Source organism: Paenibacillus odorifer (assembly GCF_000758725.1).
Taxonomy (GTDB): domain Bacteria; phylum Bacillota; class Bacilli; order Paenibacillales; family Paenibacillaceae; genus Paenibacillus_AQ; species Paenibacillus_AQ odorifer.
Genome location: NZ_CP009428.1, coordinates 5,982,166 through 6,007,049 on the forward strand (window position 1 = coordinate 5,982,166; position 24,884 = coordinate 6,007,049).

The 24,884-nt window shown below is 45.2% G+C and carries 19 protein-coding genes; 5 read left to right on the forward strand and 14 right to left on the reverse strand.

The features are described 5' to 3' along the window. Positions 1-40: 40 nt before the first annotated feature. From PODO_RS26090 to PODO_RS26100, 3 genes are all read right to left on the reverse strand, one after another. Positions 41-1,798, reverse strand: a complete 1,758-nt coding sequence (locus PODO_RS26090; protein WP_080742630.1) for an ABC transporter substrate-binding protein — start codon at positions 1,796-1,798, stop codon at positions 41-43. Between the two features lie 142 nt (positions 1,799-1,940). After that, positions 1,941-2,846 carry a carbohydrate ABC transporter permease gene (locus PODO_RS26095; protein WP_036680237.1) on the reverse strand — a complete coding sequence of 302 codons (906 nt, stop codon included), beginning with the start codon at positions 2,844-2,846 and terminating at the stop codon, positions 1,941-1,943. Between the two features lie 65 nt (positions 2,847-2,911). Next, positions 2,912-3,892, reverse strand: coding sequence for an ABC transporter permease (locus PODO_RS26100; protein ID WP_038573344.1), 981 nt, complete (start codon positions 3,890-3,892; stop codon positions 2,912-2,914). 742 nt (positions 3,893-4,634) lie between these two features. Here PODO_RS26100 and PODO_RS26105 point away from each other — a divergent pair. Continuing rightward, positions 4,635-5,036: a hypothetical protein gene (locus PODO_RS26105; RefSeq protein WP_038573345.1), complete on the forward strand. Its 402-nt coding sequence runs from the start codon at positions 4,635-4,637 to the stop codon at positions 5,034-5,036. Positions 5,037-5,115: 79 nt separating this feature from the next. On the opposite strand, the gene PODO_RS26110 is transcribed toward PODO_RS26105, so the two are convergent. The 4 genes from PODO_RS26110 to xylA all read right to left on the reverse strand — a co-directional run bounded on the left by PODO_RS26110 (position 5,116) and on the right by xylA (position 11,722). Next, positions 5,116-6,666 carry a response regulator transcription factor gene (locus tag PODO_RS26110; RefSeq protein WP_038573346.1) on the reverse strand — a complete coding sequence of 517 codons (1,551 nt, stop codon included), beginning with the start codon at positions 6,664-6,666 and terminating at the stop codon, positions 5,116-5,118. Continuing rightward, positions 6,663-8,450 (reverse strand): sensor histidine kinase, encoded by a 1,788-nt coding sequence (locus PODO_RS26115; protein WP_038573347.1) that lies wholly within the window; start codon positions 8,448-8,450, stop codon positions 6,663-6,665. Before PODO_RS26115 ends, PODO_RS26110 begins: the two co-directional genes overlap by 4 nt. A gap of 208 nt (positions 8,451-8,658) precedes the next feature. After that, entirely contained in the window at positions 8,659-10,155 is a 1,497-nt protein-coding gene (gene xylB / locus PODO_RS26120; protein ID WP_038573349.1) for a xylulokinase, read from the reverse strand. A gap of 250 nt (positions 10,156-10,405) precedes the next feature. Continuing rightward, positions 10,406-11,722 (reverse strand): xylose isomerase, encoded by a 1,317-nt coding sequence (gene xylA / locus PODO_RS26125; RefSeq protein ID WP_036680248.1) that lies wholly within the window; start codon positions 11,720-11,722, stop codon positions 10,406-10,408. 268 nt (positions 11,723-11,990) lie between these two features. On the opposite strand from xylA, the gene PODO_RS26130 reads away from it, so the two are divergent. Both PODO_RS26130 and PODO_RS26135 read left to right on the forward strand, forming a co-directional pair. After that, a complete protein-coding gene (locus tag PODO_RS26130; protein WP_036680250.1) occupies positions 11,991-13,151 on the forward strand; it encodes an ROK family transcriptional regulator in 1,161 nt (386 codons plus the stop codon). Positions 13,152-13,344: 193 nt separating this feature from the next. Continuing rightward, entirely contained in the window at positions 13,345-13,545 is a 201-nt protein-coding gene (locus PODO_RS26135; RefSeq protein ID WP_036680251.1) for a hypothetical protein, read from the forward strand. 134 nt (positions 13,546-13,679) lie between these two features. Here PODO_RS26135 and PODO_RS26140 read toward each other — a convergent pair whose 3' ends face one another. The 7 genes from PODO_RS26140 to deoC form a co-directional block, all read right to left on the reverse strand. Further along, entirely contained in the window at positions 13,680-13,916 is a 237-nt protein-coding gene (locus PODO_RS26140; RefSeq protein WP_036680252.1) for a glutaredoxin family protein, read from the reverse strand. A gap of 68 nt (positions 13,917-13,984) precedes the next feature. Then, complete coding sequence (trxB, locus tag PODO_RS26145) at positions 13,985-14,926, reverse strand: thioredoxin-disulfide reductase (RefSeq protein WP_036680254.1); 942 nt, start codon at positions 14,924-14,926, stop codon at positions 13,985-13,987. Positions 14,927-15,109: 183 nt separating this feature from the next. Beyond that, on the reverse strand, positions 15,110-17,074 hold the full coding sequence (locus tag PODO_RS26150) for a heavy metal translocating P-type ATPase (RefSeq protein WP_038573350.1): 1,965 nt from the start codon (positions 17,072-17,074) through the stop codon (positions 15,110-15,112). 324 nt (positions 17,075-17,398) lie between these two features. Then, the gene (gene aroB / locus PODO_RS26155; protein ID WP_038573352.1) at positions 17,399-18,538 is read right to left on the reverse strand and encodes a 3-dehydroquinate synthase; all 1,140 of its coding nucleotides are present in this window, start codon (positions 18,536-18,538) and stop codon (positions 17,399-17,401) included. Positions 18,539-19,656: 1,118 nt separating this feature from the next. Next, the gene (locus PODO_RS26160) at positions 19,657-20,727 is read right to left on the reverse strand and encodes a hypothetical protein (protein WP_038573354.1); all 1,071 of its coding nucleotides are present in this window, start codon (positions 20,725-20,727) and stop codon (positions 19,657-19,659) included. Positions 20,728-20,933: 206 nt separating this feature from the next. Continuing rightward, entirely contained in the window at positions 20,934-22,226 is a 1,293-nt protein-coding gene (locus PODO_RS26165; protein WP_038573355.1) for a homocysteine synthase, read from the reverse strand. Between the two features lie 311 nt (positions 22,227-22,537). Beyond that, positions 22,538-23,215, reverse strand: coding sequence for a deoxyribose-phosphate aldolase (gene deoC, locus PODO_RS26170; RefSeq protein WP_036680262.1), 678 nt, complete (start codon positions 23,213-23,215; stop codon positions 22,538-22,540). 297 nt (positions 23,216-23,512) lie between these two features. Here deoC and PODO_RS26175 point away from each other — a divergent pair, with 297 nt between their 5' ends. Together PODO_RS26175 and PODO_RS26180 are read left to right on the forward strand one after the other, a co-directional pair. After that, the gene (locus PODO_RS26175; protein ID WP_038573356.1) at positions 23,513-23,854 is read left to right on the forward strand and encodes a hypothetical protein; all 342 of its coding nucleotides are present in this window, start codon (positions 23,513-23,515) and stop codon (positions 23,852-23,854) included. A gap of 10 nt (positions 23,855-23,864) precedes the next feature. Further along, positions 23,865-24,857 carry a ketoacyl-ACP synthase III gene (locus PODO_RS26180; RefSeq protein ID WP_038573358.1) on the forward strand — a complete coding sequence of 331 codons (993 nt, stop codon included), beginning with the start codon at positions 23,865-23,867 and terminating at the stop codon, positions 24,855-24,857. The last annotated feature ends 27 nt before the right edge of the window (positions 24,858-24,884 follow it).

Consider the following 24,884-nt stretch of genomic DNA (forward strand, 5'->3'; position numbering starts at 1 on the left):
CCATCTTCATGCTTTTATTGTATTAGACGAAATTTAATAATTAATCATTCCAAAGTTTCACGCGTTGTTTAACCAGCTCTTCACGCAAATCTTCAGCTTTCGTTACACCAGCTTTATCTAGCTCAGCCATGTAAGCATCCCAAACTTTATCGAAATCAGCTGGTTTAGACAAGATTGCTTCAGGGATCCGTTTCCAACTGATATCCTTCAGCTTGTTGTCAAGAACGACAATTTCGCTATCCCCAGGAATCGTGATGTTCCATGCCGCGCCCCAAGGTTTAACTTTGAACTCATCTTCACTAGGGAAGAGGTCTTTCCAAGTTGTTGCTTTGTAAGCAGCAAGTGTTTCTTTTTCAACCGCATTGTAACCTACGGTTACTTGCTCAGGGAAACGAGTTGTGTAGTAGTTACCAGATGGATCCAATACACCGTCGCCATAGTGAGCGCTCAGCAATGCGTAGTTTGAACCGACATTACCCAAGCCAGTTTCTTTTTGGAAGTTGGTAGTGTCATTATATTTACGGTCGTTCACATCTTCAGGAATGACGCGTTTGCCATCCACAACATTGTAGTGTTTGCCTTCAATACCCCAGTTAACCAATACTTGACCTTCGTCGGAAGCTAGGTAGTCCAGGAATTTAATTGCACGAACTGGATCTTTAGCATCTACGCTGATCCCAATTCCGTTACCACCCATGAAGCCTGTAGGCCAGAAGGAGGTTTCTTTGTACTCCTCAGACAAGGTTACAGGATAGTGTCCATAGCCTTGATCCAGCTTGCCTTCAGCTTTCAATGCTCTTTCTCCATCGCCATAACCCCAGTCTTGGTCAATCAAACCAATAACGCGGCCTGTAGCGATTTTAGCTTTGTACTGATCATACTTTTGAACGAAACTTTCTGGATCAAGCAATCCGATATCGTTCATGTGGTTGAGCCAGCGGAAATATTCTTTTTCAGCCGGACGACGGAAGTGATAAGTTACTTCTTGGGTGTCGATATCAATCGCATATTCACCATCGTCAGGAGAACCAGTAGTAATAAATGCTGGGTTAGTTACTGTAATGTACATGTACCAATCATCTGCATTCAGAGTCAGGCCGATGTTTTTGTTACCATTTTCATCGGTAGGATGTTTTTCCAGGTAAGCCTTGATTACGTTCTCATAATCTTGAACAGTTTTGATTGCAGGATATCCAGCTTCTTTAACAGCACGGTGCTGTAGTTCAAATCCGCCACCAGCATCAAAATATTTGTTGTCTACACCTGCATAGGTAGGGATGGCATAAATCGCATGATCATCGTCACTGTAACGTGAACGTTTCATGCCTTCTTCGCCCAATACTTTTTTGATATTCGGAGCATATTTTTCAATCAGGTCTGTTAGATCAAGCATTGCGCCTGCATCCACCAGCTTGCTGACATCAGTCTTAGCACTGATCAAATCCGGATATTCACCGCTCGCTGCGATCAAGGCTACTTTTTGTTGAGGATCACCAACTGCATATTCAGCATTTAGGGTTACTCCCGTTTTTTCCGTAATCACTTTACCAACTTCATCTTGCATACCTGTCCAGTTCGGGTTAGGGTCTGCACTGAAGAATGTCATCGTGAGCGGGGAAATATCCTCAGCCGCATTGGTCGCATTTCCAGCATTAGTTGCGTTGCCGCCTGTATTTCCAGCTGCAGCATTACCGTTGTTGCCATTGTTACCGCCGCAGCCTGCAAGCACACCGAGCAGCATAATAGAAGTGAGCGTTAATGCCGTAGCTTTGGCTTTTATCTTTCTATTACTTCCCATTAAATAAACCCTCCTTAAAATTGTTTATCTATCGTATCACAGGTGAAGACCTGTTAATACTTTACCCAGCTTGCCAAAAGAAAACGGATACACAATAGGTTTTAAGCATAGGGGAGACTAAGCTCCCCCCGTTGAACTGTGATTAGCTCTTCACAGCACCAAGTGTCATACCTTTAACAAAATACTTCTGAATGAACGGATAAACCAACAGGATCGGTACGGTTACGACAATCGTAATCGCCATTTTGAGCGACTCCGGTGAGACCTGATTGGAAGCCAGCGAAGCAATGTTGGAGCGGTAGTCGCCTCCGTTACCACTGGTTGTGGTCTGCAGAACCTTCATCAGTTCGAATTGTAATGTGGTCAAGTTAGGGCTCGAACCATTGTACAGATAAGTATCCAACCAAGCATTCCATTGACCTACTGCTAGGAACAGCGCAATTGTTGCTAACGCTGGTTTCATCAGTGGCAAAATGACCCGGAAGTAGATGGTAAAGTCATTGGCTCCATCTAGCTTCGCCGATTCCTGCAATGCATATGGCAGGCCGTCGATAAAGGAGCGGATGACGAAAACGTTAAAAGCACTGACCAATCCAGGTAGGACATAAACTGCAAAGCTGTTCATCATATGCAGATCCTTGATCAGCATGTATATAGGAATCATTCCTCCAGAGATATACATGGTCATTGCCAAGAATGTGGAAACGAATTTACGGCCTGCAAAGTCAGGGCGGCTGATCGTAAACGCCAGCATCGAGGCACTGATCAGTCCGAATAGAGTACCGACAACTGTCCGCAAAGCGGATATTTTAAACCCGGTGATTAATCCCGAGAAGGTGAAGATTTTCAAGTAATTGTCCCAAGTAAACTGGCGGGGATAGATGGTAACTCCACCGCGCACACTATCCACTGAATCATTTAGTGAGATTGCAAGCACGTTCAAAAACGGATAAATCGTGATTACAACTACGAACAGGATTACAAAATATACAAAGAAATCAAAGATCCGGTCTGACCATGACTTTCTGGTGATAGCTGATTCTCCCACGGTAACGCTCTCCTTTCATGAAAAGGGCAATTTGCTGCCACGATTGGGTTGAAGGGCCCTCTGTATTACAGAAGGCTCTCTTTTGTTGTGCGTTTGAAGATTCCATTAATCGTAAACAGTAGAATTACACTGATCACTGAGTTGAATATATTGATCGCTGTACCGTAGGAATATCTCGCCATGCCCAGTCCGTATTTCAGTGAATACAGGTCTAGCACCTGAGAATAGTCGGTAACGAGGTTGTTTCCAAGCAGGAATTGCTTCTCAAAGCCGATATTGAGCAAATTACCAATCGACATAATGAGTAGTACAGTAATTGTTGGGCGAATACCCGGAAGTGTAATATGCCATACCTGACGAAGTCTGCTGGCACCGTCTACTCGGGCTGCTTCGTACAATTCAGGCCCAATACCTGCGATAGCTGCAAGGTAGATGATGGCATTCCATCCGGTCTCTTTCCAAATATCCGATAAGGTAACGATTCCCCAGAAGAGATGGCCCTGGGCCATAAACTGGATAGGTGCGTCTATGAATCCTATTCCTAACAAGATATCGTTTACAATACCATTTTCACCAGATAACATTTTAGTTACAATCCCTGCTGCAACCACCCATGATACAAAGTGAGGCAAATACGAGACTGTTTGAGCAAATCGTTTAAAGAAACCGAGACGCACTTCATTAAGCAATATTGCAAACGTTATCGGAAAGATAAGGCCTGCGACCAAACCCATTCCACTCATCGCTAGCGTATTACGCAGCGCCAGAAGGAATTGCGAGTCACTGAACAGTGTCTTAAAGTGTTCAAAACCTACCCATTCTTGTTCAAAAAAGCCACGTGCGGGCTTGTACTTTTGAAAAGCCATCGTCCAACCCCATAACGGGAGATAACTGAAGATGAATGCCCAGATCACAAAAGGTATCGACATCATCCATAAGTACTTTTGATTCTTAAAGCTTCTCCAAAACCGTCCTCCTGAAGCAGGCTTTTTGTTGCGTGTTCGGGTATCCGGCGGGATTTGAGAAGTTACTGTGTCCGCTTTCATAAAGCCCCTCCTCTCTATGTCTATATTCTAAATCTCTGTAAGCGATTGCAGTACCCTATAAATTCGACCTAAAATCAGGTGAAAATTAGAGATTTAGAGCCAAAATAAAGCGGATACATCGTTGAAAACACTGAAAATAATCATGAATTTACTGAAAATAAAATCAAGTGAAATTATTTAATTTCATAAATCAATACGATGCTTAATCCCCTGTCTATTTCACACAATTAATACTTCACCCCATAATTAAAAAACGCCCCGAGCTAACGTTCTATAAGTGAACGTGGCCGGAAGCGAAGGCGCGGTCTGAAATGACCTTATTTAAGCAAATTGCACATCTTATTGTGTTAGGCGGACTATAAAGACCTTATTCACTTAAAAAACCACCTTTTGGAGAACATTTGCAGCTAATAACGTACATGGAGTCCGATAAATCGAAATTGGACTCGAAATAGCCCAAATAACGACTCTGGAGTCCGTCATACCCGCGAATGAAGACTGTAATGTGCTCTCAGATGAGGCGTAACAAGTATACCCGTAACCCCTGCCCTGCTCCTCAACGAAAACCTCCGTATGGTTCAATTAAAATTAATTACTTTAATATCTTCTTAGCTAGAAAATATTACCTGATACATCAGTACTTCAACTATTTCAGATACATATTCCTTATATGCACATGCCGAGTCGACATTATCTGTTGTACCTGCAATTTCTTTTCCTGAAGGAGGGTAATAGGAGAGCAATGAAAAACAAAAACATCAAGGTATTATTATTGATTATCGCCGCAGTATTATTGACACTAAATTTATTTCAATTCAATAACAACGTAAGTCATAACAGATTAATGGATAGGTTGGACCTTAATCTGACATCAGAACTCGACGGTCTAAGACTGGAATTAGAACGATCCTCAACACCAAGCATTCTTGCTGTAGAGCAAGCGAGTAAAATTGCTGCCCTTTCGACGTATTCAACATTAGGGTTCGATTATGGATATACCTTGGAAACCAGAATACATGACAAATATGTGCAAAATGAACCTTTTAAAAAGATGGATCAAATTCAAGAGTTACTTCTAGCCCTTCTAAAAGACCCTGCAAATCAAGAATTGCAGCAACGATTAGATTTATTATTAGTGAAGTAGCTTTAATTTAAGAAAAAAAAGCCACAGCTAAAGCTCAGGTTATACCTGAACTGCAACTGTGGCTTTTTGGGCTTCTATTTTAGATGTTTTTGCGAAAAGAACTCGGGGAGAGCCCTACATATTTACGGAACTTGGCGTTGAAGTAATCGGGGTTCATGTACCCTACTTTCTCGGCCACCTCATATACTTTCATGCCTTGTGCTAGGAATTGCTTCGCCTTCTCAATCCGCACTTTGTCAACATACGTATTGAAGTATTCACCGGTAGTGTTCTTGAACATTTTACCTAGATATGCGCTGTTGTAATTAAATAACTCGGATAAGGTCTCAAGCTTAAGATTCTCATTGTAACGGCGGTTGATTAGCTCCGTAATTTTTTTGATCTCATTCCCTTTGCTGCCACTGGACATTTGATCGGCGATCTCCGCCATGAAATTGACGGCCTGCTCTTGCAGGTCTACCAGATAGTGACTATGGTAGAGCTCACCGATCGGCGGGGAATGCTTAGCGGCATTGCTGCGAATCTCTGGATAGACCGGTTCGAGACGGGCCAACACCGTGCTGAGAATCCGCACAAATGTATCTTTGATCTGCTGCTCCTCACTGCCCGCAGCCAGTAGCTCCGCACAGATCGTATCCACTAGCGGTTCAATGGCAGCGCGGCTTCCGGTTTCAACAGCCAGCATTAGGCGGCTCTCCGCATCCTGCCCTTCTTCGGCGTACGCCTCCGCCACTCCAGGAAACAACATACCGGAGAGATCGGCGCTGATTAGAATCCCTTTGCGGTAAAAGAATGCCCGGCGCAGCAGTTCACGCGCCACTTGAAAAGACTGTGCCGCCTCTTCTGGTCCTGCTACAGGGCCTCCCGTTGCTGCGCTGAAGTCGTATCCCTCGCGACAAATTAAGGAAGAAAGCTCTTCCATCAGCCGCTCCTGTTCCTGCTCTCCTGGTAGCGGCTCTTGCAGCAGGAATCCAATATATGGCGGCATCGTGAAAAACATCCGCTCTTCACTGCTGCCAAAATACTGTTCTACCGCGGCCTTAACAGCCCGCTCTCCTTCCTCACTGCCGCCCGCAGGCGCGAGTAGTTCGAGTAGGATCACTTCGACACGGTCTGGTTTAAGACCCAGTGCTGCCGCATGCTTAGCAGGATCATTCACCCCCTCCTCCGCAGTTGAAGGCTGCAGCAATGCACGCATCAGGCTTTCACGATTACGGGCAGGCTCCTCTTCATTCCAGCGGCTAAAGCGATCTTCCTGAGCGATCGTGACTCTGAGTTCCTCCAAATAGTTGATCAGCTCTTCCTCATCCACCGGCTTCAGTAAATAGCCGTCAATGCGGTAAGAAATGGCTCGTTTGGCATACTCAAAGTCCGCATGACCACTTAAAATCAGCACATGGCTGGTCGAGCCTTCTTCACGCAGCTCACCGATTAACTCCAGCCCGTCCATACCAGGCATGCGGATATCCACCACAATCAGTTCCGGATAAAAAATATGATATTTCTCCTGAGCTTGCAAGCCGTTGGCGGCCGTAGCCACCACCGTATACCCCAGCTCTTCCCAAGGGATTAGAGCCCGAAGGCCTTCCCGCAGCTTTGGCTCATCATCAACAATCAATACTTTGATCATAGATTTATGTCCTCCATTGGAATACGAAACGTAATAGATGTTCCTTCATTCATCCGGCTTTCGATATTCAGTCCATATTCAACACCGTAGGATAACTTCAAACGGTCGTGTACATTGCGCAGCCCGATCCGTGCCTCTTCCTGCTCATCACGAACCTCAAGGGTATAACGGATCAGCTCCAGCTTGTCCGGAGTGATCCCGGCTCCATTATCGGTAATGGTAAAGACCGCATGATTCTGCTCACGCTTGATATTCACCGTAACCATTGCTCCATCCATCGTGTTGTCCAGCCCATGAATCACCGCATTTTCCACAAGCGGCTGCACAATCAGCGGCGGGATGTAGAGCGATTCGACGGCAGGGTCTACAATAAATTGATATTTCAAACGATCCTCATAACGGAATTGCTGAATATCCAAATAACAACGAACCACTTCAAGCTCCTGGCTAAGCAAAATTTTACTTCGGCCTACCTCCAGATTACTGCGCATCATTTTGCCAAGAAGACGCACTACCCGTGCAATCTCCACTTGCCCTTTCATATGGGCCTCCATACGAATAGATTCCAGCGCATTGAACAAGAAATGAGGATTGATCTGGCTTGCCAGCATTTTAAAACGGATATCATTCTGTTTCTGTTCCAGCAGACTGTTCTGGTCATTAGATTCCTGTACCTCGAACATCAAATCGTTAATACTCCGCACCATAGAATTGAACTGACGAGCTAGCAGAGCAATCTCATCTTTGCCATCAATTTTTAATGAAGTGTCAAAATCACCCGTACTAACGCGGTTAATATGTCTGCTTAACTGCAATAATCTACGTGAAAATAACGAAGAGAAACTATATATGATTAAAAAGGCCAATAAAACGCTTACGGCAATCACGGTAATCGAAAGCTTAATCACCCGATTAGGTTCTTTGACTATACTATCAATAGAAAAAACAGAAATAATTCGCAGGGCGTTACGGCTGGCTTGTGGTTTAAGTTCTTCTATCACTATTTTGGAGGCTTCACCATCTACTTCTGCCTCATAGCTCCCGCTTCCTTGCCCCAAAAGCTTTGTATCAAAAGAAACATCTGCCAGTTTCTTTCCTGTTCGATCGCTCCGGTTCGCAGCAATGATGTTATCCTGATCATCCACGATCATGGTATCAAATGATTCCTGGCTCAGAATTGAAGTTAGCTGGTGACTGTTTACATTAATAACGAGCACGCCAATTTTACTGGAGCCCTCCAGCTCGATTTTGCGGACAAGGCTTAAATAATTCCGCTGATCACGCTCATCCTCTATATATTCCCAACCGACGAGGCTATCGTACCGCTGTGCTCTCTGATACCACTGGCTCTCCTTAATGGCAGACGAAGGATTGATCAGCTCCCAGTTGTTAAGCAGCGTAGCATTATCAGTGTATAAACGTATGTTGGATATGTCTTTATATAATCTTAGGTATTCACGCATATCAGTGTAATCCCGATAAGCCTCAACCACATCATAAGTGCTTACATACTGGCGTATGGCGAGTTTTTTCAGCCGGGCATCATTGGACAATCGATACGCTATATCTTGCGATACACCGATGACTTCTTCTGTTCTTTTTTTTACCCGATCTACGTTAATTGAAGCTTGCTCCAGTGCGTTCTCAAACGCCATGGTCCTCATCTCAATCGTAAGATAACCACCTACCAGTAATACCGGCAAAAGTGTAGTCAGTAAAAAAGCAAGCAGCAGCTTATTGCGGATTTTGATGTCATTCAGCACCTTAACAAACCATTGAAACATGGCCTTTCGCCCCCCGAAACCTTCACTATCTCATGTACAGGCTGCCACTACCTTGGAGATATTCCATACTTTACAGAAGAAAAATGAAAACGGCAACATTTTTGAATATTGCCGTTCATCACCTCTATAAAGAAGATGGTCTTTAAAAAGGCCTTCCGCCAGATGCGAAAGACCTTTTTTTATATCAGACAGATAGATAAATGGCGCTTTATTGGCGATATGCAGCCAGCTTGTTATTCAATTCGCGGGTCTGGCCGTAAACTTCCTGATAGAGGTTGAATAAACCATCATAGATTGCCGTTTGTTTCGGATCTGGTTTATATACATCAGCAGGACGGATAAACGCTTCTGCACATTCCGCAAGGGATGTGAACCATCCACTTCCATAAGCCGCCAGCATAGCTGCTCCCATTGCCGGACCCTGCTCACTTTCGAGCTTCACGATAGATGCATTGAAAATATCAGCCTGCATTTGCAGCCAAGCCTCATTTTTAGCTCCACCACCAATTGCAATGATCTCTGTAATCTCTTTGCCTGACTCACGTACAATCTCAATGGATTCACGCAGTGAGAAGGTAATGCCTTCTAATACTGCACGTGTAAAATGCGTCAACGTATGCCCTGAATCCATACCAATAAAGCTTCCGCGAATATTCGCATCTGGATGTGGTGTACGTTCTCCTACAATATAAGGAGTGAATAACAGGCCGCCGCTGCCAGCTGGAATAGAGGAAACTCCGCTTAACAGCTCATCAAAGCTTTTGTCTGCCGCAAAGGTTTCTTTAAACCACGTAAGGCTATGACCAGCAGCTAGTGTAACCCCCATAATATAGTAGGCATCTTTTTCACCATGGTTAAAGAAATGGACTTTGCCTTCGAGATTCAAATCTTTATTGCTCTCATAAGAAAGAACTACACCAGATGTACCAATACTGCACATGGTCCGGCCTTCTCCCAATACACCCGCTCCAAGCGCGCCACAAGCATTATCTGCACCACCAGCAAATACCTTCGTTGAAGATAAAAGACCTGATGCTTCAGCAATGTCCGGCAATAAGGTTCCAGTCTGTTCAAAGGATTCTACCAATCTAGGACAAAGAGAAAGCGGAAGTTCAAAAGCCTCTGCGATTTCTGCGCTCCATTCTTTAGAGCCTACATCCAATAGCAACGTTCCGGCAGCATCGGAGTAATCCATTGCATAATCACCCGTCAACCGATAACGCACATAATCTTTTGGCAGCAGGAACTGATGCGCCTGTGATAATACTTCTGGTTCATTCTCTTGAACCCACAGAATCTTAGGCAGTGTAAAACCTTCCAATGCTTTGTTTCTAGCGATATCGATCAACTTCGCTCCAAGCGTCTTCTCAATCTTACGGCATTGTGCAGTAGTACGGGTATCATTCCAAAGAATAGCTGGACGCAGCACTTGCCCTTCTTTATCTACCAGTACCAATCCGTGCATTTGTCCGGAGAAACTTAGACCGTCTACTTGTGACGGGTCTATGCCTGATACTTCAATCAGACGGCGCAGGCTGACCAGCGTACCTTTTACCCAATCCTCAGGATTTTGCTCACTCCAGTTCGGTTGGGGTCTGCTTAGCGGGTAGGACTCGGAATGCTCAAAAGCCACCTTCCCCTGCGGGTCCACTAGAACAGTCTTCACTGCACTAGTCCCCAAATCAACACCTATAACGTATTTCATTTTTGACCTCCTAAAAGTTTTATGGAGCTTAGCTTCTTGATTCTCTTCGCAATAAAACTCGCTTCGTAAGCATCTGCTTAGTTTTATGAGCGTTTACTACGTTGAGTTACTTCGAATAAAACTTACTTCGTAAGCATCCGCTTAGTTTTGGCTACAAAAAGGGGGCTGCCGAAGAATGCTCTCTTCAGCAACCCCCGTTGCATTTGTTCAAACTAGACTCAAAGCTTAAGCTTCAAGCTCCCTGTAAAAACTACTCAGCCAAGATGTATTGGTTAAGGGTAGCTCTCAGGTATTCTTGACGTCCGGATTGGTTAGGACGTGGGTTCTCATTGTTCAAAGCATATTCAGCCAAAGAAGCCAATGTTGCTTTACCTGAAACGATGTCTGCACCAACGCCTTCAGTGAAGCTGCTGTAGCGTTTGTCAACGAAGTCTTCGAATACGCGATCTTCGATCAATTTAGCAGCAACTTTTAAGCCTTTTGCGTAAGTATCCATACCAGCAATGTGTGCCAAGAACAGATCTTCTGGCTCGAAGGAAGGACGACGTACTTTAGCATCGAAGTTAATTCCGCCTTTGCCAAGACCGTCATTCTTCAATACTTCATAAAGAGTAAGTGTTGCATCGTAGATGTTAACTGGGAATTCATCAGTATCCCAACCAAGCAGTGTATCCCCTTGGTTAGCGTCAAGTGATCCAAGCATGCCATTAATACGAGCTACACGAAGTTCATGTTCAAAAGTATGACCTGCAAGCGTAGCGTGGTTAGCTTCAAGGTTCAGCTTGAAGTGCTTGTCGAGCTTGTATTTTTGCAAGAACGAAATTGTTGTTGCTGCATCGAAATCATATTGATGTTTAGTAGGCTCTTTTGGTTTAGGTTCGATCAGGAATTGACCATCAAAACCAATTTCCTTAGCGTAATCTACAGCCATGCTGAACAGACGTGCAATGTTATCTTGTTCAAGACCCATATCTGTATTCAGCAATTCTTCGTAACCTTCACGGCCGCCCCAGAATACATAGTTGCTTGCGCCCAGACGTTTACCAACTTCCAGACCTTTCTTCACTTGTGCTGCTGCATGTGCGAAAACATCAGCGTTAGGTGTAGAACCTGCACCGTGCATATAACGTGGGTTAGTGAACATATTAGCTGTATTCCACAGCAATTTCTTGCCGGAAGTCTTCATGCCTTGTTCAAGGATATCAACGATAGTGTCGATGTTGCTGTAGAACTCACGCAAAGATGCGCCTTCTGGTGCGATATCTACATCATGGAAGCAGAAGTAAGGCAGATCCATCTTGTCCATAAATTCGAATGCTGCTTCAGCGCGAGCTTTAGCTTTATCAAGACCACTCAATTTGTCCCAGCTGCGAATTGCAGTTTCAGCGCCAAACGGATCAGAACCGCCAGCAGTTAATGTATGCCAATAAGCCATTGCAAATTTCAGATGTTCCTCCATAGTTTTGCCGGCTACGACTTCTTTAGGATTGTAGAATTTAAATGCATAAGGGTTGGTGGAACGGCTTCCCTCGTAAGAGATTTTGTTCACTGTCTCAAAATAAGCCATTGTGTAATCCTCCTCATATTGTGCTACGCTAGCAAGCGTTTACAGCATCATCTTAACACATCTTTTTGACTTTGTATATTGGTTAAACAAAGTTTTTTTATAAAATTTCCGCCTCTTTAAGTCTCCCTTGCCTATCCGTTTAATATTCAAAAAATCCAACAAACATAGATTTCCTCTTTTCTGCCGATGTATTGCAATTTCCAGCACATCACTCTAGACTAAGTGGCATACAACAAAAGGGAACTATGCTAAAAAGGATGTGTGATTCGTGAAGGTTACCGGAGATCAGGCGCTGGTCAAAAAAATCAATAAATCGATCGTACTACATACTATTCGAAGGAACTCTCCGCTCTCGCGCGCCAAGGTTTCAGAGATGACCGGACTGAATAAAGCTACCGTATCCAATCTGGTGGCAGAGCTATGCGCTCAAGAATTAGTGACTGAAGTTGGACCAGGTCAATCCAGTGGCGGCCGTAAACCGCTAATGCTGCATTTTAATAGCATGGCTGGCAGCGTAATCGGCATAGAGCTGCGAGTGAAGCAGCTGACAGCCGTCTTATGTGATTTAAGTGGTGGCATTCTTTTCGAAAGCGATTTCTCTCTGGATAATCATGCGCTGCCTTATGTACTGGAACGGATGAAAAAAATAATCTCAGACTTGATTGATAAAGCACCTGAATCCCCATACGGTATCGTCGGCATCGGAGTAGGTGTCCCCGGGATGGTGGATGAGAACGGGGTTGTTCTTTTTGCTCCCAACCTTGGCTGGGAAATGGTCGACCTGCGGGGTATTTTGGAGGGGGAATTCGCGGTTCCAGTTACTATTGATAACGAAGCTAACGCAGGTGCACAAGGTGAACTGAACTTTGGGGCGGCAAAAGATGTTAGACATCTGCTCTACATCAGTGCGGGTTCAGGGATCGGATCCGGTATTATTATTGGCGGCGAGCTGTACAAAGGTGCACGAGGATATGCCGGCGAGACCGGACATATGACGATTGAAGCAAAAGGCAAGCCGTGCAGTTGTGGGAGTCGTGGCTGTTGGGAGCTATATGCCTCGGAGAAAACCTATGACCATTCCGAGTTCTCCCTCCCTGCTCATACTACACAAGAACTGGTCCGTTATGCAGCCGCTGGACAAGAAGACGCCTTGCGCCACTTCTCATCTATGGGTGAATATCTCGGCATCGGAGTAACGAATCTAATCAATAGCTTTAATCCAGAGCTGATTGTCATCGGTGGAGCTTTATCCGAAGCAGAAGCCTGGTTAGGGGAGCCTCTTCGCGGGGTTGTCGCGGAGCGTACGCTTCCTTATCATAAGCAGCAGCTCGAGATTACCTTCTCTAAGCTGGGCAGCCGGGGCACGATGATAGGCGCGGGGTTCTCTGCGGTTATGCATTTTCTAGGCGATATTCGGGTCACCGTTTAATGTAGTCTAATGGACAACGATTTTGCGGGACAGTTTCACGAGTGAAATTCATAAGCGGATAGAATTGACGTAAAATTGCCGCATTTAGGTGGATCAAAAGTGCAGTAAAAGCAACTTAAATCCTATATAATAAAGGATAAGTTAGTGTGACATTTATCACTACAACCCCTTTTTTGAAATGGAGAGCGAGTCCATGACCTATGTTGATACGTCTGATATCTCGGCACAGATGTTCATCACTGTGTTGCTTTTTCTGCTCATTATTGCCCCTTTGATCAGTCTCGGTGTGCTCCGTTTTTTTCAAGCCAAAAAGAAATCAGGATTCATTCTGATCGGCAGCGGTGTTGCTGTATACGTCCTATTTCAGATCATTACCTCTTTCACTCAAGCTTAAATTGAACTTTGCGATTTACATCATAAAAAATAGCCTGCGCATATAAGCGTCAGGCTATTTTTGTATACCTAGACCACAAAAAGGTCACCTCCAAAATGGAAGCGACCTTTTGAATTTCTTCGCAGAAATCTTATTTAATTAACAGTCGCCAATGCTTTGTCGAACTGAGTTTTGTTCATCCCCACGATTTTGTACTCACCAATTACAGTTACAGGAACAGCTCTCATTCCCATATCCCAAACCTGCTGTGCGTAATCATCATTCTGCTCGATGTTACGTTCTTCATAGGCTACGCCTTTTTCGCTCAAAAAGCTCTTCACCTGACGGCAATGTGGACAATTTGTTGAAGTATATACAATTACATTTTCCATCATTAGACCTCCTATGGAAGATTACAGTTATGTTATTTATTGTAGCACTGGGAGTTTTCTATACCAAATTACAGAATGACCGCGCTATGTTCCAGACTTTCAATGTATTTCTCAGCATCCATAGCTGCCATACATCCACTGCCTGCTGCCGTAATCGCTTGTCTATAACGGGTATCCTGCACATCACCACAAGCGAATACGCCTGGGATATTAGTTTCAGAAGTACCGGGATTAGTCATGATATAACCTTCAGCATTAGTTGTGATTTGTCCACCCAAGAATGCAGTGTTAGGATGGTGGCCAATTGCCACAAACACTCCGCTTGCTTCAATGATTTCTTCTTGTCCTGTCTCATTGTTCAGCACTTTTAGTCCACTCACGCCTTTATCTCCAGAAGTTACTTCCAGAGGAGTACGATTCAGGCTCCAAGCTACTTTAACATTATCGCGAACGCGATCCTGCATGATCTTGGAAGCACGTAGTTCTTCACGACGGTGTACCAAAGTTACTTTGGAGGCAAAACGAGTCAAGAAACCCGCTTCCTCAAGCGCAGAATCACCACCGCCAACAACCACGATCTCTTTATTACGGAAGAAGAATCCATCACAGGTAGCACAGGTGCTCACACCGCGTCCCACATTATCCTGTTCGCCTGGGATACCGAGGTATTTTGCCGTAGCGCCAGTGGAAATGATCAAGGTATCCGTCGTAAGAACACCCAACCCTTCAACATTAAGCTTAAAAGGACGTTCTCCAAGTTCTACGCTGTTCACCCAACCCGTACGGAATTCCGCACCAAAACGTTCAGCTTGTTTACGCATATTATCCATTAAGTCTGGACCCATAATCCCATCAGGAAATCCCGGGAAATTCTCCACTTCTGTAGTGGTGGTCAATTGTCCGCCAGGTTGGGGTCCTTCGATTACTAGTGGGTTCAAATTGGCACGAGCCAAGTAGATAGCAGCAGTCAACCCCGCCGGTCCGGTTCCAACAATTATTGATTTATACATATCTATATCCTCCTTGAATTAGACGGCAGTGACGTCGCTTCTTATTTAAAATAATTATAATGTAGTCTTAATTATGCTAACTGAAAGCAAAAATGTCAATAAGCCAGACTCCCTCAGGAAAAAATCATTTGTGAACAATTTAATTTTTGGCAATAAATAATGCGCAATAACATCACTGACCTCTTACCGCAACAATCGCAGCCCATTAAGAATAACTAATATCGTACTGCCTTCATGACCGATCACGCCAAAAGGAAGGGCGATGCCCTGCACAAAGTTACTGATCATCAGAACCGCGATTACTGTTACAGCAAAAATCATATTTTGCTTCACAATACGCTGTGAACGCCGTGCCAATGAAATGGTCGAGGCGATCTCTTCAATATTATCATTCATAAGCACTACATCGGCTATCTCAAGCGCTGCACCACTGCCTTTCATGCCCATACCCATGCCAACAGTCGCTGTAGCCAGAGCAGGCGCATCATTCACACCGTCACCCACCATCACAACATTACCGTGCTTTTCACGAAGCGCCTTAATATGCTTTACTTTATCCTCTGGTAAAAGGTCGGCAAATACTAAATCTACTCCGGTTGAAGCCGCAATAACTTTTGCTGTAGCTTCCCGGTCACCCGTAAGCATAGCCACTTTAATCCCCAGCTCCTGCAGCTTCCGCACTGCAGCTTCTGCTTGTGGGCGAACTGTATCCTGCAATGCAATCATACCTGCAATATGCTCACCGTCCAAAATAATGGAGACAGTCTTCCCCTCTTCCGCCAACTGCTGCCGTTTAGTTCTCCAGAATGCTAGCTCAGAATCCATCGCAGACGAAGTCAGCTCATCCAGTAAATTGGACTTACCAATTTTCCAGAGATGCCCGTCAACTTGACCTTCAATTCCCCAGCCAGTGATGGTTTTACTTTCCTGCACACCTCGCAGCTCCAGATATTCTTCCTCAGCTTTACGCACAATGGCTTCCGCCAATGGATGGCGGGACATATGCTCAATGGATGCGCTAATCGCCAGTAATTCTTCCCGGTTGTAGCCTTCAGCTGCAATAAAGTCTGTCACCTGCGGAGTTCCCTCTGTAAGGGTCCCTGTCTTATCAAAAGCTACAACAGAGGTCCGGGCCATATTTTCGAGGTGGACCCCGCCTTTAAATAAAATCCCTTTTCGCGCACTTTTGGAAATAGCCGACAGCATCGCAGGCATAATCGATGAGACCAACGCACAAGGCGAGGCTACTACAAGAAAAACCATCGCTTTATAAAAGGTTGCGCTCCAGCTCCAGTCCAGCAAAAAGGGTGGAAGGAAAATAAGAGCCACAGTCGAGGCGAGAACTACCCGTGCATAGATGGCTTCCAGTCTTTTAATGAATCGCTGTGAATTTGGAACATCCGTCTCTGCTTCTTCTACCATCTTAATGATCTTGGAAAAAAGTGTGTTCTCTGCTGATTTCGTTACTTCAATATAAAGAGGACCTTCTCCATTGACCGTACCTGCGAATACTTCGCTGCCGGCACATTTTTCAACAGGCACTGACTCTCCTGTAATGGAAGCCTGATCTACTGCCGATTCTCCTCTGTACACCTTACCATCTGCAGGAATAAGATCCCCTGGACGTACAAGCAACAGATCTCCGATTACTAACTGATCAATAGCTACCTCGTTCATGCTTCCTTTTTCAATCCGCATGGCTGTGGCTGGTTTTAAGGCCATAAGTGAGGAAATATCCTTCTTACTCCGTTCCATCGTATAGCTCTCAAGTGCTCCACTAAGCGCAAAAATAAAGATGAGCATAGCACCTTCATTCCAGTACCCAATGGTAGCTGCGCCTAGTGCAGCCGCAATCATCAGCAGGTTCACATCGAGATCACGTTCTTTGACGAGCGTCTCAACGCCTTCTTTGGCTTTGTTCCAGCCACCAATGGTATACGAAATAACATAAAGTACTATAGAGAAAACTTCTGACCAGCTACCCATAGCCCAAGCAAAAAGCATAAGCACTCCGCTGCCAAGCGCAGCCTGCATCTCGGAGTTGCTGAGCATGGCTCTCACATCGAACCGGCGTTTTGGAGCGCCTGGTTTCTTCATGCTGCCGGAGATTGAGGTTTGCTGGGGTAAATGTTTTGATGTTGCTTGCATAATAATCACCATCCTGAAAGTTTTGTGTAGGATTACTTCATTGACTTCTCTTCGCAACAAAACTTGCTTCGGGAGCACACGCTTTGTTTTGTCTAAATGATAATGAGAGCCATTCTTAAGACCCCTAAAATGACACATGCTGCCCCGGCTTAGCCGGGACAGCATGAATGATAACTATGAGTAGTGAGAATGATAATCATTGTTGCAACAGTACAACTATATTTCCTTAGTGCAACTTATATTTTAATAATACCACCTTGAACGAAAAAGTAAACCCTACCTTCTGGGCTATTCGTCATAAATTTAAAATAACGTTTTCCTATCTTAACTGCGTATTTTATTTAAAAGCTCGGATAGGACTTGCTCTTCGACTGGCGTCGAATAAGCTCCACCTTCAAAAGACTTCATCACTCCAATTCCAGCTTGGAACACAAACCGTATACGCCCTTTGCGAACCTTTTTATCCGTATACATCTTATCGATCAGCATTCTATTTGTAATGGTTGCTGGTATTTCAGTCGGAAGTCCCGCCTTCTTCAACAAAGCAATCATACGCTGAGTTTCGTCAGCCGTTACATACCCCAACTGCTCTGCCAGCTGCACCTGAACCGCGAGTCCAATCGCAATAGCTTCACCATGTAATAATTCATAACCACTTAAAGCCTCTAACGCTCGGCCAGCAGTATGCCCCAAATTTAGAATTTGGCGCAGGTTGCTCTCCAGTTCGTCCTTTTCCACCACGCTGTACTTGATCTCACAATTATGAAAAGCAATCCGTTCGCAAACCTCTCGATCTAATACAAGTTCGCCTTCTAAGGAGACAACTCGCTCCATATTCTGTTCAAGAAACTCAAAAAAGTCAGCATCCGCGATGCAGGCATGTTTGATTGTTTCAGCCAAACCACTGCGAAGCTCACGTACCGGAAGCGTTCTCCAAGTGGCTAGGTCGATGTAGACCTTTTTAGGCTGATGAAAAACACCAATTAGATTGGTTGCAACCGGTGTATTCACGCCCGTTTTACCACCAATAGAAGCATCCGCTGCTGCTAAAAGGGTAGTTGCATAGTTCAAACTTGGCACTCCCCGACCAAATGTTCCAGCCAAAAAACCTGCCAAATCCGTTACCGCCCCGCCTCCAATGGCAAGGATACAGCAATCTCGTCCATAAGAACGGCTTAATAGCCGATCCTCCAGCTCTGCCTTCGTTTCTCGGGTTTTGGACTTCTCTCCAGCAGGGAAAGAAAAAAGCTCCGCTTGAAAATCATTCTGAAGCAGTTGTTCCAGCAAGGCTTGCCCATACAGGGCTTCAACTTTGGAATCTGTAATAATCGCGAATTTGCTTACATTCTCGACAATTCCACGTTTTAAATCCTCAATCAGAGCGCCAAAAAGACCTTCCCCAATCTCAATATCGTAAGAATGATCTACGACCTTTTGCAAGCCAACTCTAAAATTCGTGGACATCTACAGCACCCCTATTCAGTAAGATGCTAATAAAATTCGAGCCTCCACTGTCAATATCCTGTTTATGTAAAATGTAAGAAGAAGCTGGAAACAAATGTGGATGTTCCAAAACTAATGTTGCCTTGTTGGTCCTGGTGATAGTACAGAGGTTCGATGCTGATTAGTTTGAGTAGCTACTATAGGACTCAGCTGACCCTAATCGCTGGTTTTAAACACATTTGGTATTCTAACGGACCCCATTGCAGCTATTGACTTGAAAAGCACCAAATATGTACCTCTTCCTAACGAATAACGTCTCTGGTGTCCGAAACCATGCTTAAAAAGCTGAAATCAGGCAAATAGCGTCATCTGGGTCCTTAAGCATCGGGGGTTGAGGAGTGCGGAGGTTGAGTGCAGATTAGTTTAAGTGCGGTGGGTACAGTGTTTGAGCACGGAGTTTGAATACAAAGTGTGAGTACAGATTAGTTTAAGTGTGATGGTTGGGCACATGGTAGGAGTGCGGAGTTGAGTACAGAGGTTGAGCGCAAAGCATGAGTACGACACGATTGATGAAAGAATGATGCATGTTGCTCGCGTATGTAGCTACTATAGGACTCAGCTGACCCTAATCGCTGGTTTTAAACACATTTGGTATTCTAACGGACCCCATTGCAGCTATTGACTTGAAAAGCACCAAATATGTACCTCTTCCTAACGAATAGCGTCTCTGGTTTCCGAAACTTTGCTTAAAAAGCTAAAATCAGGCAAATAGCGTCATCTGGGTCCTTAAGCATCGGGGGTTGAGGAGTGCGGAGGTTGAGTTCAGAGTTTAAATGCAAAGCATGAGTGCAGATTAGTTTAAGTACGGAGGTTGGGCACAGGGTAGGAGTACCCGGTATGAGTACGGCGTTTAAATACAAAGCATGAGTGCAGATTAGTTTAAGTACGGAGGTTGAGTACAGTATTGAGCACGGAGGTTGAGTGTAGCGATTGAGTAAAGGGATATATGTACGCTGTGGAGCAGGCAGCTAACGACCAAAAAAACAGAGCAACGATTCCCCGATAACCGGATAATCGCTGCTCTGAAGTCTTTTTACGATTCTTATATGAACTGCACCGTATCGTTCATCAGAAAAAGCTTACTGCCTTCCACCGGCGGCAGTATCCAGCGTTTCTCGCTGCCTGGCGATCCAGATCAGGCAGGCCGCTCTCAGCAGCGCTTCGGTCCGCTGACCGGCGCTGCAAAAGATCCCGCTGAGCCCGATCTGATACAGATCGGCCAAAGCCGACGCTGCCGGTGTCCCCGCGGCGAGCACCACCGCCGCCGGCTTCACGCTCGTCACGGCGGCAAAGATCTTCCCCGCCGCCAGGGCGAAGTCCTCCGCGGCGGTCTCTTCCGGCGCGTGTTCGCCCGCCGCGCCGTCCAGCACTAGGAAATCGGCGATACGCGCGATTTCCGCAGCGGCGGCAGGCTCCACATCGGGCGCGATCAGCACCCCGATGCGGCATGCCGCCGCATAAGCGTGGCCGAGTGTCTGATCGGCCACGTCTTCGATGAATTCGCGCTTCGCGGCGAATTCGGCTGCGCTTGCGGTGTAGGCGACCAGCAGGTCAAGGCGGCAATCGCCGCCTTGCCGCTGGCTCTCCGCCACCGCAGCGAACAGCGCTTCGAGCTGCGCGTCCTGAAGCGCGGCAAGCTTGGCGGGCTGCGCCACCGCAAGCGACTCTGGATGCAGCAGGGTGACCGCTGCCCATTCGCCATCCGGCGATTCGAGCAGTTCGGCAGCAGCTGCGCGCAGACGATAAGAGATTCGCTGCAGAATCCGGGCTGCTTGCAGTTCATCCTCGCTAGATAACCAGTTCTCATAAAGACAGAACAGCTCTGGTTCCAGCAGCCATTCCTCACTCCGTATCAAACAAGGGCCCGCTTGAGCAGTCCTTGTTCCTTCCCGTCCAGCAAGACGTTCTTCTCTTCCTTCACGCAGCACTAGGAATGTCGATGGTTCCCCCGGCCGCTTATAATAAGACCGCTTCAAAGGCTCAATGACATCCCTCTGCTCTACTCCAGCGATAAATTCTGCGGCAGCCGAGGCTACGGACCCAGCTTGGCTCATTTCCATTCCCACAGTCCGATCACCAGCCTTATACATGAACTTGAACGGGCGCTCTTCACTACTCCGCAAACCATCCTGCTGACGTTCACCCTTCATCCTCGCACCCACCCTTTATCTTTGGATTGCTGCCGGTATGCCAAGCTATATAACATAAGCGACCGACATTTCATTACCTCACTTATAAATACGGGAGCCACACCTGAAATATGCAAGCGTTGCCAAATCCGATGAATATTCCAACTTTTTTAGGCAACAAAAAAAGCATCACCGCAGAGCGGTAATGCTTTTCGAAATATAAACTTCTATTGTTGACTGGCTGCAATAGCTTGCTCCAGATCATAGATAATATCATCAATGGATTCCGTCCCGATCGACAAACGCAGCAATTCCGGCGTTACTCCGGCTGTGATTTGCTCTTCATCCGACAGTTGTGCATGTGTTGTGCTTGCTGGGTGGATGATCAATGACTTGGAATCCCCAACATTCGCTAAATGAGAGAACAGCTTCACATTCTCAATCAATTTACGTCCCGCAGCACTTCCACCTTTAATACCAAAAGTAAGGATCGCACCTTGGCCTTTAGGCAAATACTTTTGCGCTAATTCATGAGATGGATGCGTAGGAAGTCCCGAATAACTTACCCATTCCACATCGGAGTGTGCCTCCAAATATTGTGCTACCTTCAGCGCATTCTGGCTATGACGTTCCATCCGCAAATGAAGAGTCTCCAGACCTTGCAGCAGCATCCAAGAGTTGAACGGAGAAATCGCCGCCCCTAAATCGCGAAGCAATTGAACGCGGGCTTTAATAATATAAGCAACCGGGCCCACCGCTTCCGTATAAACCACTCCATGATAGCTTGGATCTGGCTCCGTAAGACCTGGGAATTTACCGCTTGCCTTCCAATCAAATTTACCACCGTCAACAATAATCCCACCAATGGATGTACCATGTCCACCGATGAATTTGGTTGCTGAATGGACAACAATGTCCGCGCCATGCTCAATCGGACGCAATAAATATGGACTTGGGAACGTATTGTCTACGATGAGAGGAATCCCATGTTCATGGGCAATCGCTGCAACTGCCGCAATATCCAGAACATTTCCCTGTGGGTTGCCGATTGTTTCTGCATACAAAGCTTTGGTCTTATCTGTAATCGCAGCACGGAAGTTCTCAGGATTATCCGAATCTACGAAATGAACCTTAATACCAAGCTTAGGCAGTGTTGTCGAGAAAAGATTATAAGTTCCGCCATACAGGCTTGCAGCAGATACAATTTCATCCCCAGCGCCCGCAATATTTAGAATGGAAAAGGAAATAGCCGCTGCCCCGGAAGCTGTAGCAAGCGCACCTGCCCCACCTTCAAGTGCCGCCACACGCTGTTCAAATACATCCGTAGTTGGGTTCATCAGCCGAGTATAAATATTGCCGAATTCTTTAAGCGCGAACAGATCGGCTGCATGATCAGCATCACGGAACCCGTAGGAAGTGGTCTGATAAAGCGGTACAGCACGTGAGAAAGTAGTTGGATCAATTTCCTGGCCTGCATGGACAGCCAAAGTTTCAAACGACAGCTTGCGATCTTCTGACATAGGTATTTCCTCCCCTATAATTAAGTATAGAAATGATTAACAATTTTGAATTGTACTCATTCTCTCACAAACCACATCATTTGAAAAGAAAAAAATCTCATTATTCCGGTGTGAATTATTGTACTTTGGTCAAATGCTTCTGCTAGTGTCCTCTACCTACTGGATAACGCTTTCAATATAAATTAATAAAAACCTCAACCTTATGTATAAAACACAATTCCTAATCAAACTGATCGGTTAATAGCTTGAATCAGGACAGCGGCGATTGAGCTTGTCCTCCTCACTCGCCGCTTCCGATTCAGCCCCTCGGCTTAGTAATTGCTTTGGCTTGTTTCGCCTTTAGCAATCGCTACACCACCACTAGTTCCAATACGGCTTGCACCTGCTTGTACCATTACATGTGCATCTTCTGCACTACGTACACCACCGGAAGCTTTTACACCAATATTAGGTCCAACTGTAGCACGCATAAGCGCGATATCTTCTTTCGTTGCCCCGCCTGTAGAGAATCCAGTGGATGTTTTTACGTAATCTGCTCCAGCCTCAACAGATAGCTTGCAGGCACGAACTTTTTCTTCTTCCGTTAACAGACAAGCCTCAATGATGACTTTTGTCAGTGCTTTGCCACGAGCTGCATCTACAACGGCTGCAATATCACGTTTAACCAGCTCATCGTTGCCATCTTTTAATGCTCCGATATTGATGACCATGTCCACCTCGCCAGCACCTTTAGCGATAGCATCGGTAGTCTCGAATGCTTTGCTCTCTGTTGTCGATGATCCCAGCGGGAAGCCGATAACTGTACATACTTTAACCTCAGGCGTATCTTTCAGCACTTCATGGGCAGTAGCTACCCAAGCTGGGTTTACGCAGACAGAAGCAAACTTATAAGTTTTAGCTTCCTCCGCCAATTTAATAATGTCTTCTTTCCGTGCATCTGCTTTAAGCAGTGTATGATCAATAATCCCCGATAGTGTAATTTCGCTCATTTTTATTATTCCTCCATGATTTGGATAGTAGTTTTTTTCATCTCTGTAATCATACCAATAGAACTCTGCTTTGCAAAGCAAACAGGGTGAGCATGCCTACCTCAAACCTTAATTTGTGCAGATTTTATGGATTTTAAGTAGTTTATCATTCCCTAAATTATCTTTTTAAAAAAATAAAGGTTTAATCCCCTAAACTTTCCCAATTAAAAATACGATAATAGTCTTAGATAAATAGGTTTTTTTATCCTATTCATCAAAATTTTTCTTAGATAATACTTAGGAGGAGATTAATCAAAAATGGGAATCTTCAATTTCGCCACAAATGCTGCAGATCAAAAACTGAATGTACAAGTCGAAGGAACTATGTCGCCAGAAGATGCAGGACGTTTCATTAATGAATACAACCAAATCATAAGTGCATTCGACCCGAAACAATATGAGATCATCCTAGATTGCAAGACATTGAATGTATCCTCAAAGGACACACTTCCCATGCTTGAGCAATGCTACATACTGTATAAACAATCCGGATTTAAAAAAGTAACCTTTATTATTGCCAAAAGCCCTGTCCTAAAAATGCAGCTAAGCCGAGTGGCACGGGCTACGAAATTAGAAAATTACGAAATTATTGAAGCATAGGAGGCGCCACTTGGGACATATAACGATTCGCCAAGCTGCTTATTACCACCCAGAGCATATCGTAGATAACGAATATTATCTGAAGCATTTTCAGAGTATGGGCAAGGACATCAAACGATTCCTAGAAGTCATGGGTCGCGACCGGAGATACATCGTAAAAGAACAGGGTGAAAATGCCCTGACGATGGGATTAAAGGCTGCCCAAAAAGTGCTTAGCGAAGCGAATTTGCAAGGTGAGGATATGGACATGATCATGTTCGCTTCACAGACGCCAGAGTACACCTATCCTACCAATGCACTTCTACTACACCGTATGCTTCAAGGTAAACACCGGACCATTACGCAGGATTCCAATGCTAACTGCGCAGGAATGGTATCTGCCGTGGAGCAGACAAGTCGTTATATGCAAGCCAATCCCAGCATCAGGTACGCACTCGTCGTAGGAAGCGACTACAGTTCAGTGAACTGCAATACAGATGATGAAATTACTTACCCTAACTTTGGGGACGCCGCAGCAGCAGTGATTCTGGAGCGCAGCAACGAGCATGCAGGCTTCATAGATTCCCTTTATTACACCGATTCTGAGGGCTCCGAGAATATTATGTTCCCGGCCTGCGGCCTGTCGAATATTTATCAAGAGGGTATGACCCCAGAGCAGATTCGGATACGGTGGACCCCTTTTGACGGTACTGTGTGTGTAGACGCAGCTATAGCGGATATGAAAGAGCTTCTCTCACGCAACGGTCTGACTACGGACGATATCTCTGCATTCTGTCTTTCACAATTCTCACTGAAAAATATCGAGCTCATCCAAATCGGACTCGGACTAACCGCAGAGAAGTTCATTTATGTAGGCGACGAGTTCGGCTATACAGCCACAAGCAGTCCTTTTATCGCCTTTCAACGCGGAGTCGAGGACGGACGAATCAAACGTGGCGATTATGTCTTCTTTTGGTCAGTTGGCGCTGGCTGGCAAATTCCTACGATGCTTTATCAATATTAATAGTATAAAAAGCCCTACTTCTATAGA

Excerpts from the sequence above, each read along its gene's own strand:
- PODO_RS26090 (WP_080742630.1), bottom strand. The coding sequence starts at position 1,798 with ATGGGAAGTAATAGAAAGATAAAAGCCAAAGCTACGGCATTAACGCTC.
- PODO_RS26100 (WP_038573344.1), bottom strand. The coding sequence starts at position 3,892 with ATGAAAGCGGACACAGTAACTTCTCAAATCCCGCCGGATACCCGAACA.
- PODO_RS26105 (WP_038573345.1), top strand. The coding sequence starts at position 4,635 with ATGAAAAACAAAAACATCAAGGTATTATTATTGATTATCGCCGCAGTA.
- PODO_RS26110 (WP_038573346.1), bottom strand. The coding sequence starts at position 6,666 with ATGATCAAAGTATTGATTGTTGATGATGAGCCAAAGCTGCGGGAAGGC.
- PODO_RS26115 (WP_038573347.1), bottom strand. The coding sequence starts at position 8,450 with ATGTTTCAATGGTTTGTTAAGGTGCTGAATGACATCAAAATCCGCAAT.
- xylB (WP_038573349.1), bottom strand. The coding sequence starts at position 10,155 with ATGAAATACGTTATAGGTGTTGATTTGGGGACTAGTGCAGTGAAGACT.
- xylA (WP_036680248.1), bottom strand. The coding sequence starts at position 11,722 with ATGGCTTATTTTGAGACAGTGAACAAAATCTCTTACGAGGGAAGCCGT.
- PODO_RS26135 (WP_036680251.1), top strand. The coding sequence starts at position 13,345 with ATGACCTATGTTGATACGTCTGATATCTCGGCACAGATGTTCATCACT.
- PODO_RS26140 (WP_036680252.1), bottom strand. The coding sequence starts at position 13,916 with ATGGAAAATGTAATTGTATATACTTCAACAAATTGTCCACATTGCCGT.
- trxB (WP_036680254.1), bottom strand. The coding sequence starts at position 14,926 with ATGTATAAATCAATAATTGTTGGAACCGGACCGGCGGGGTTGACTGCT.
- PODO_RS26150 (WP_038573350.1), bottom strand. The coding sequence starts at position 17,074 with ATGCAAGCAACATCAAAACATTTACCCCAGCAAACCTCAATCTCCGGC.
- aroB (WP_038573352.1), bottom strand. The coding sequence starts at position 18,538 with ATGTCCACGAATTTTAGAGTTGGCTTGCAAAAGGTCGTAGATCATTCT.
- PODO_RS26160 (WP_038573354.1), bottom strand. The coding sequence starts at position 20,727 with ATGAAGGGTGAACGTCAGCAGGATGGTTTGCGGAGTAGTGAAGAGCGC.
- PODO_RS26165 (WP_038573355.1), bottom strand. The coding sequence starts at position 22,226 with ATGTCAGAAGATCGCAAGCTGTCGTTTGAAACTTTGGCTGTCCATGCA.
- deoC (WP_036680262.1), bottom strand. The coding sequence starts at position 23,215 with ATGAGCGAAATTACACTATCGGGGATTATTGATCATACACTGCTTAAA.
- PODO_RS26175 (WP_038573356.1), top strand. The coding sequence starts at position 23,513 with ATGGGAATCTTCAATTTCGCCACAAATGCTGCAGATCAAAAACTGAAT.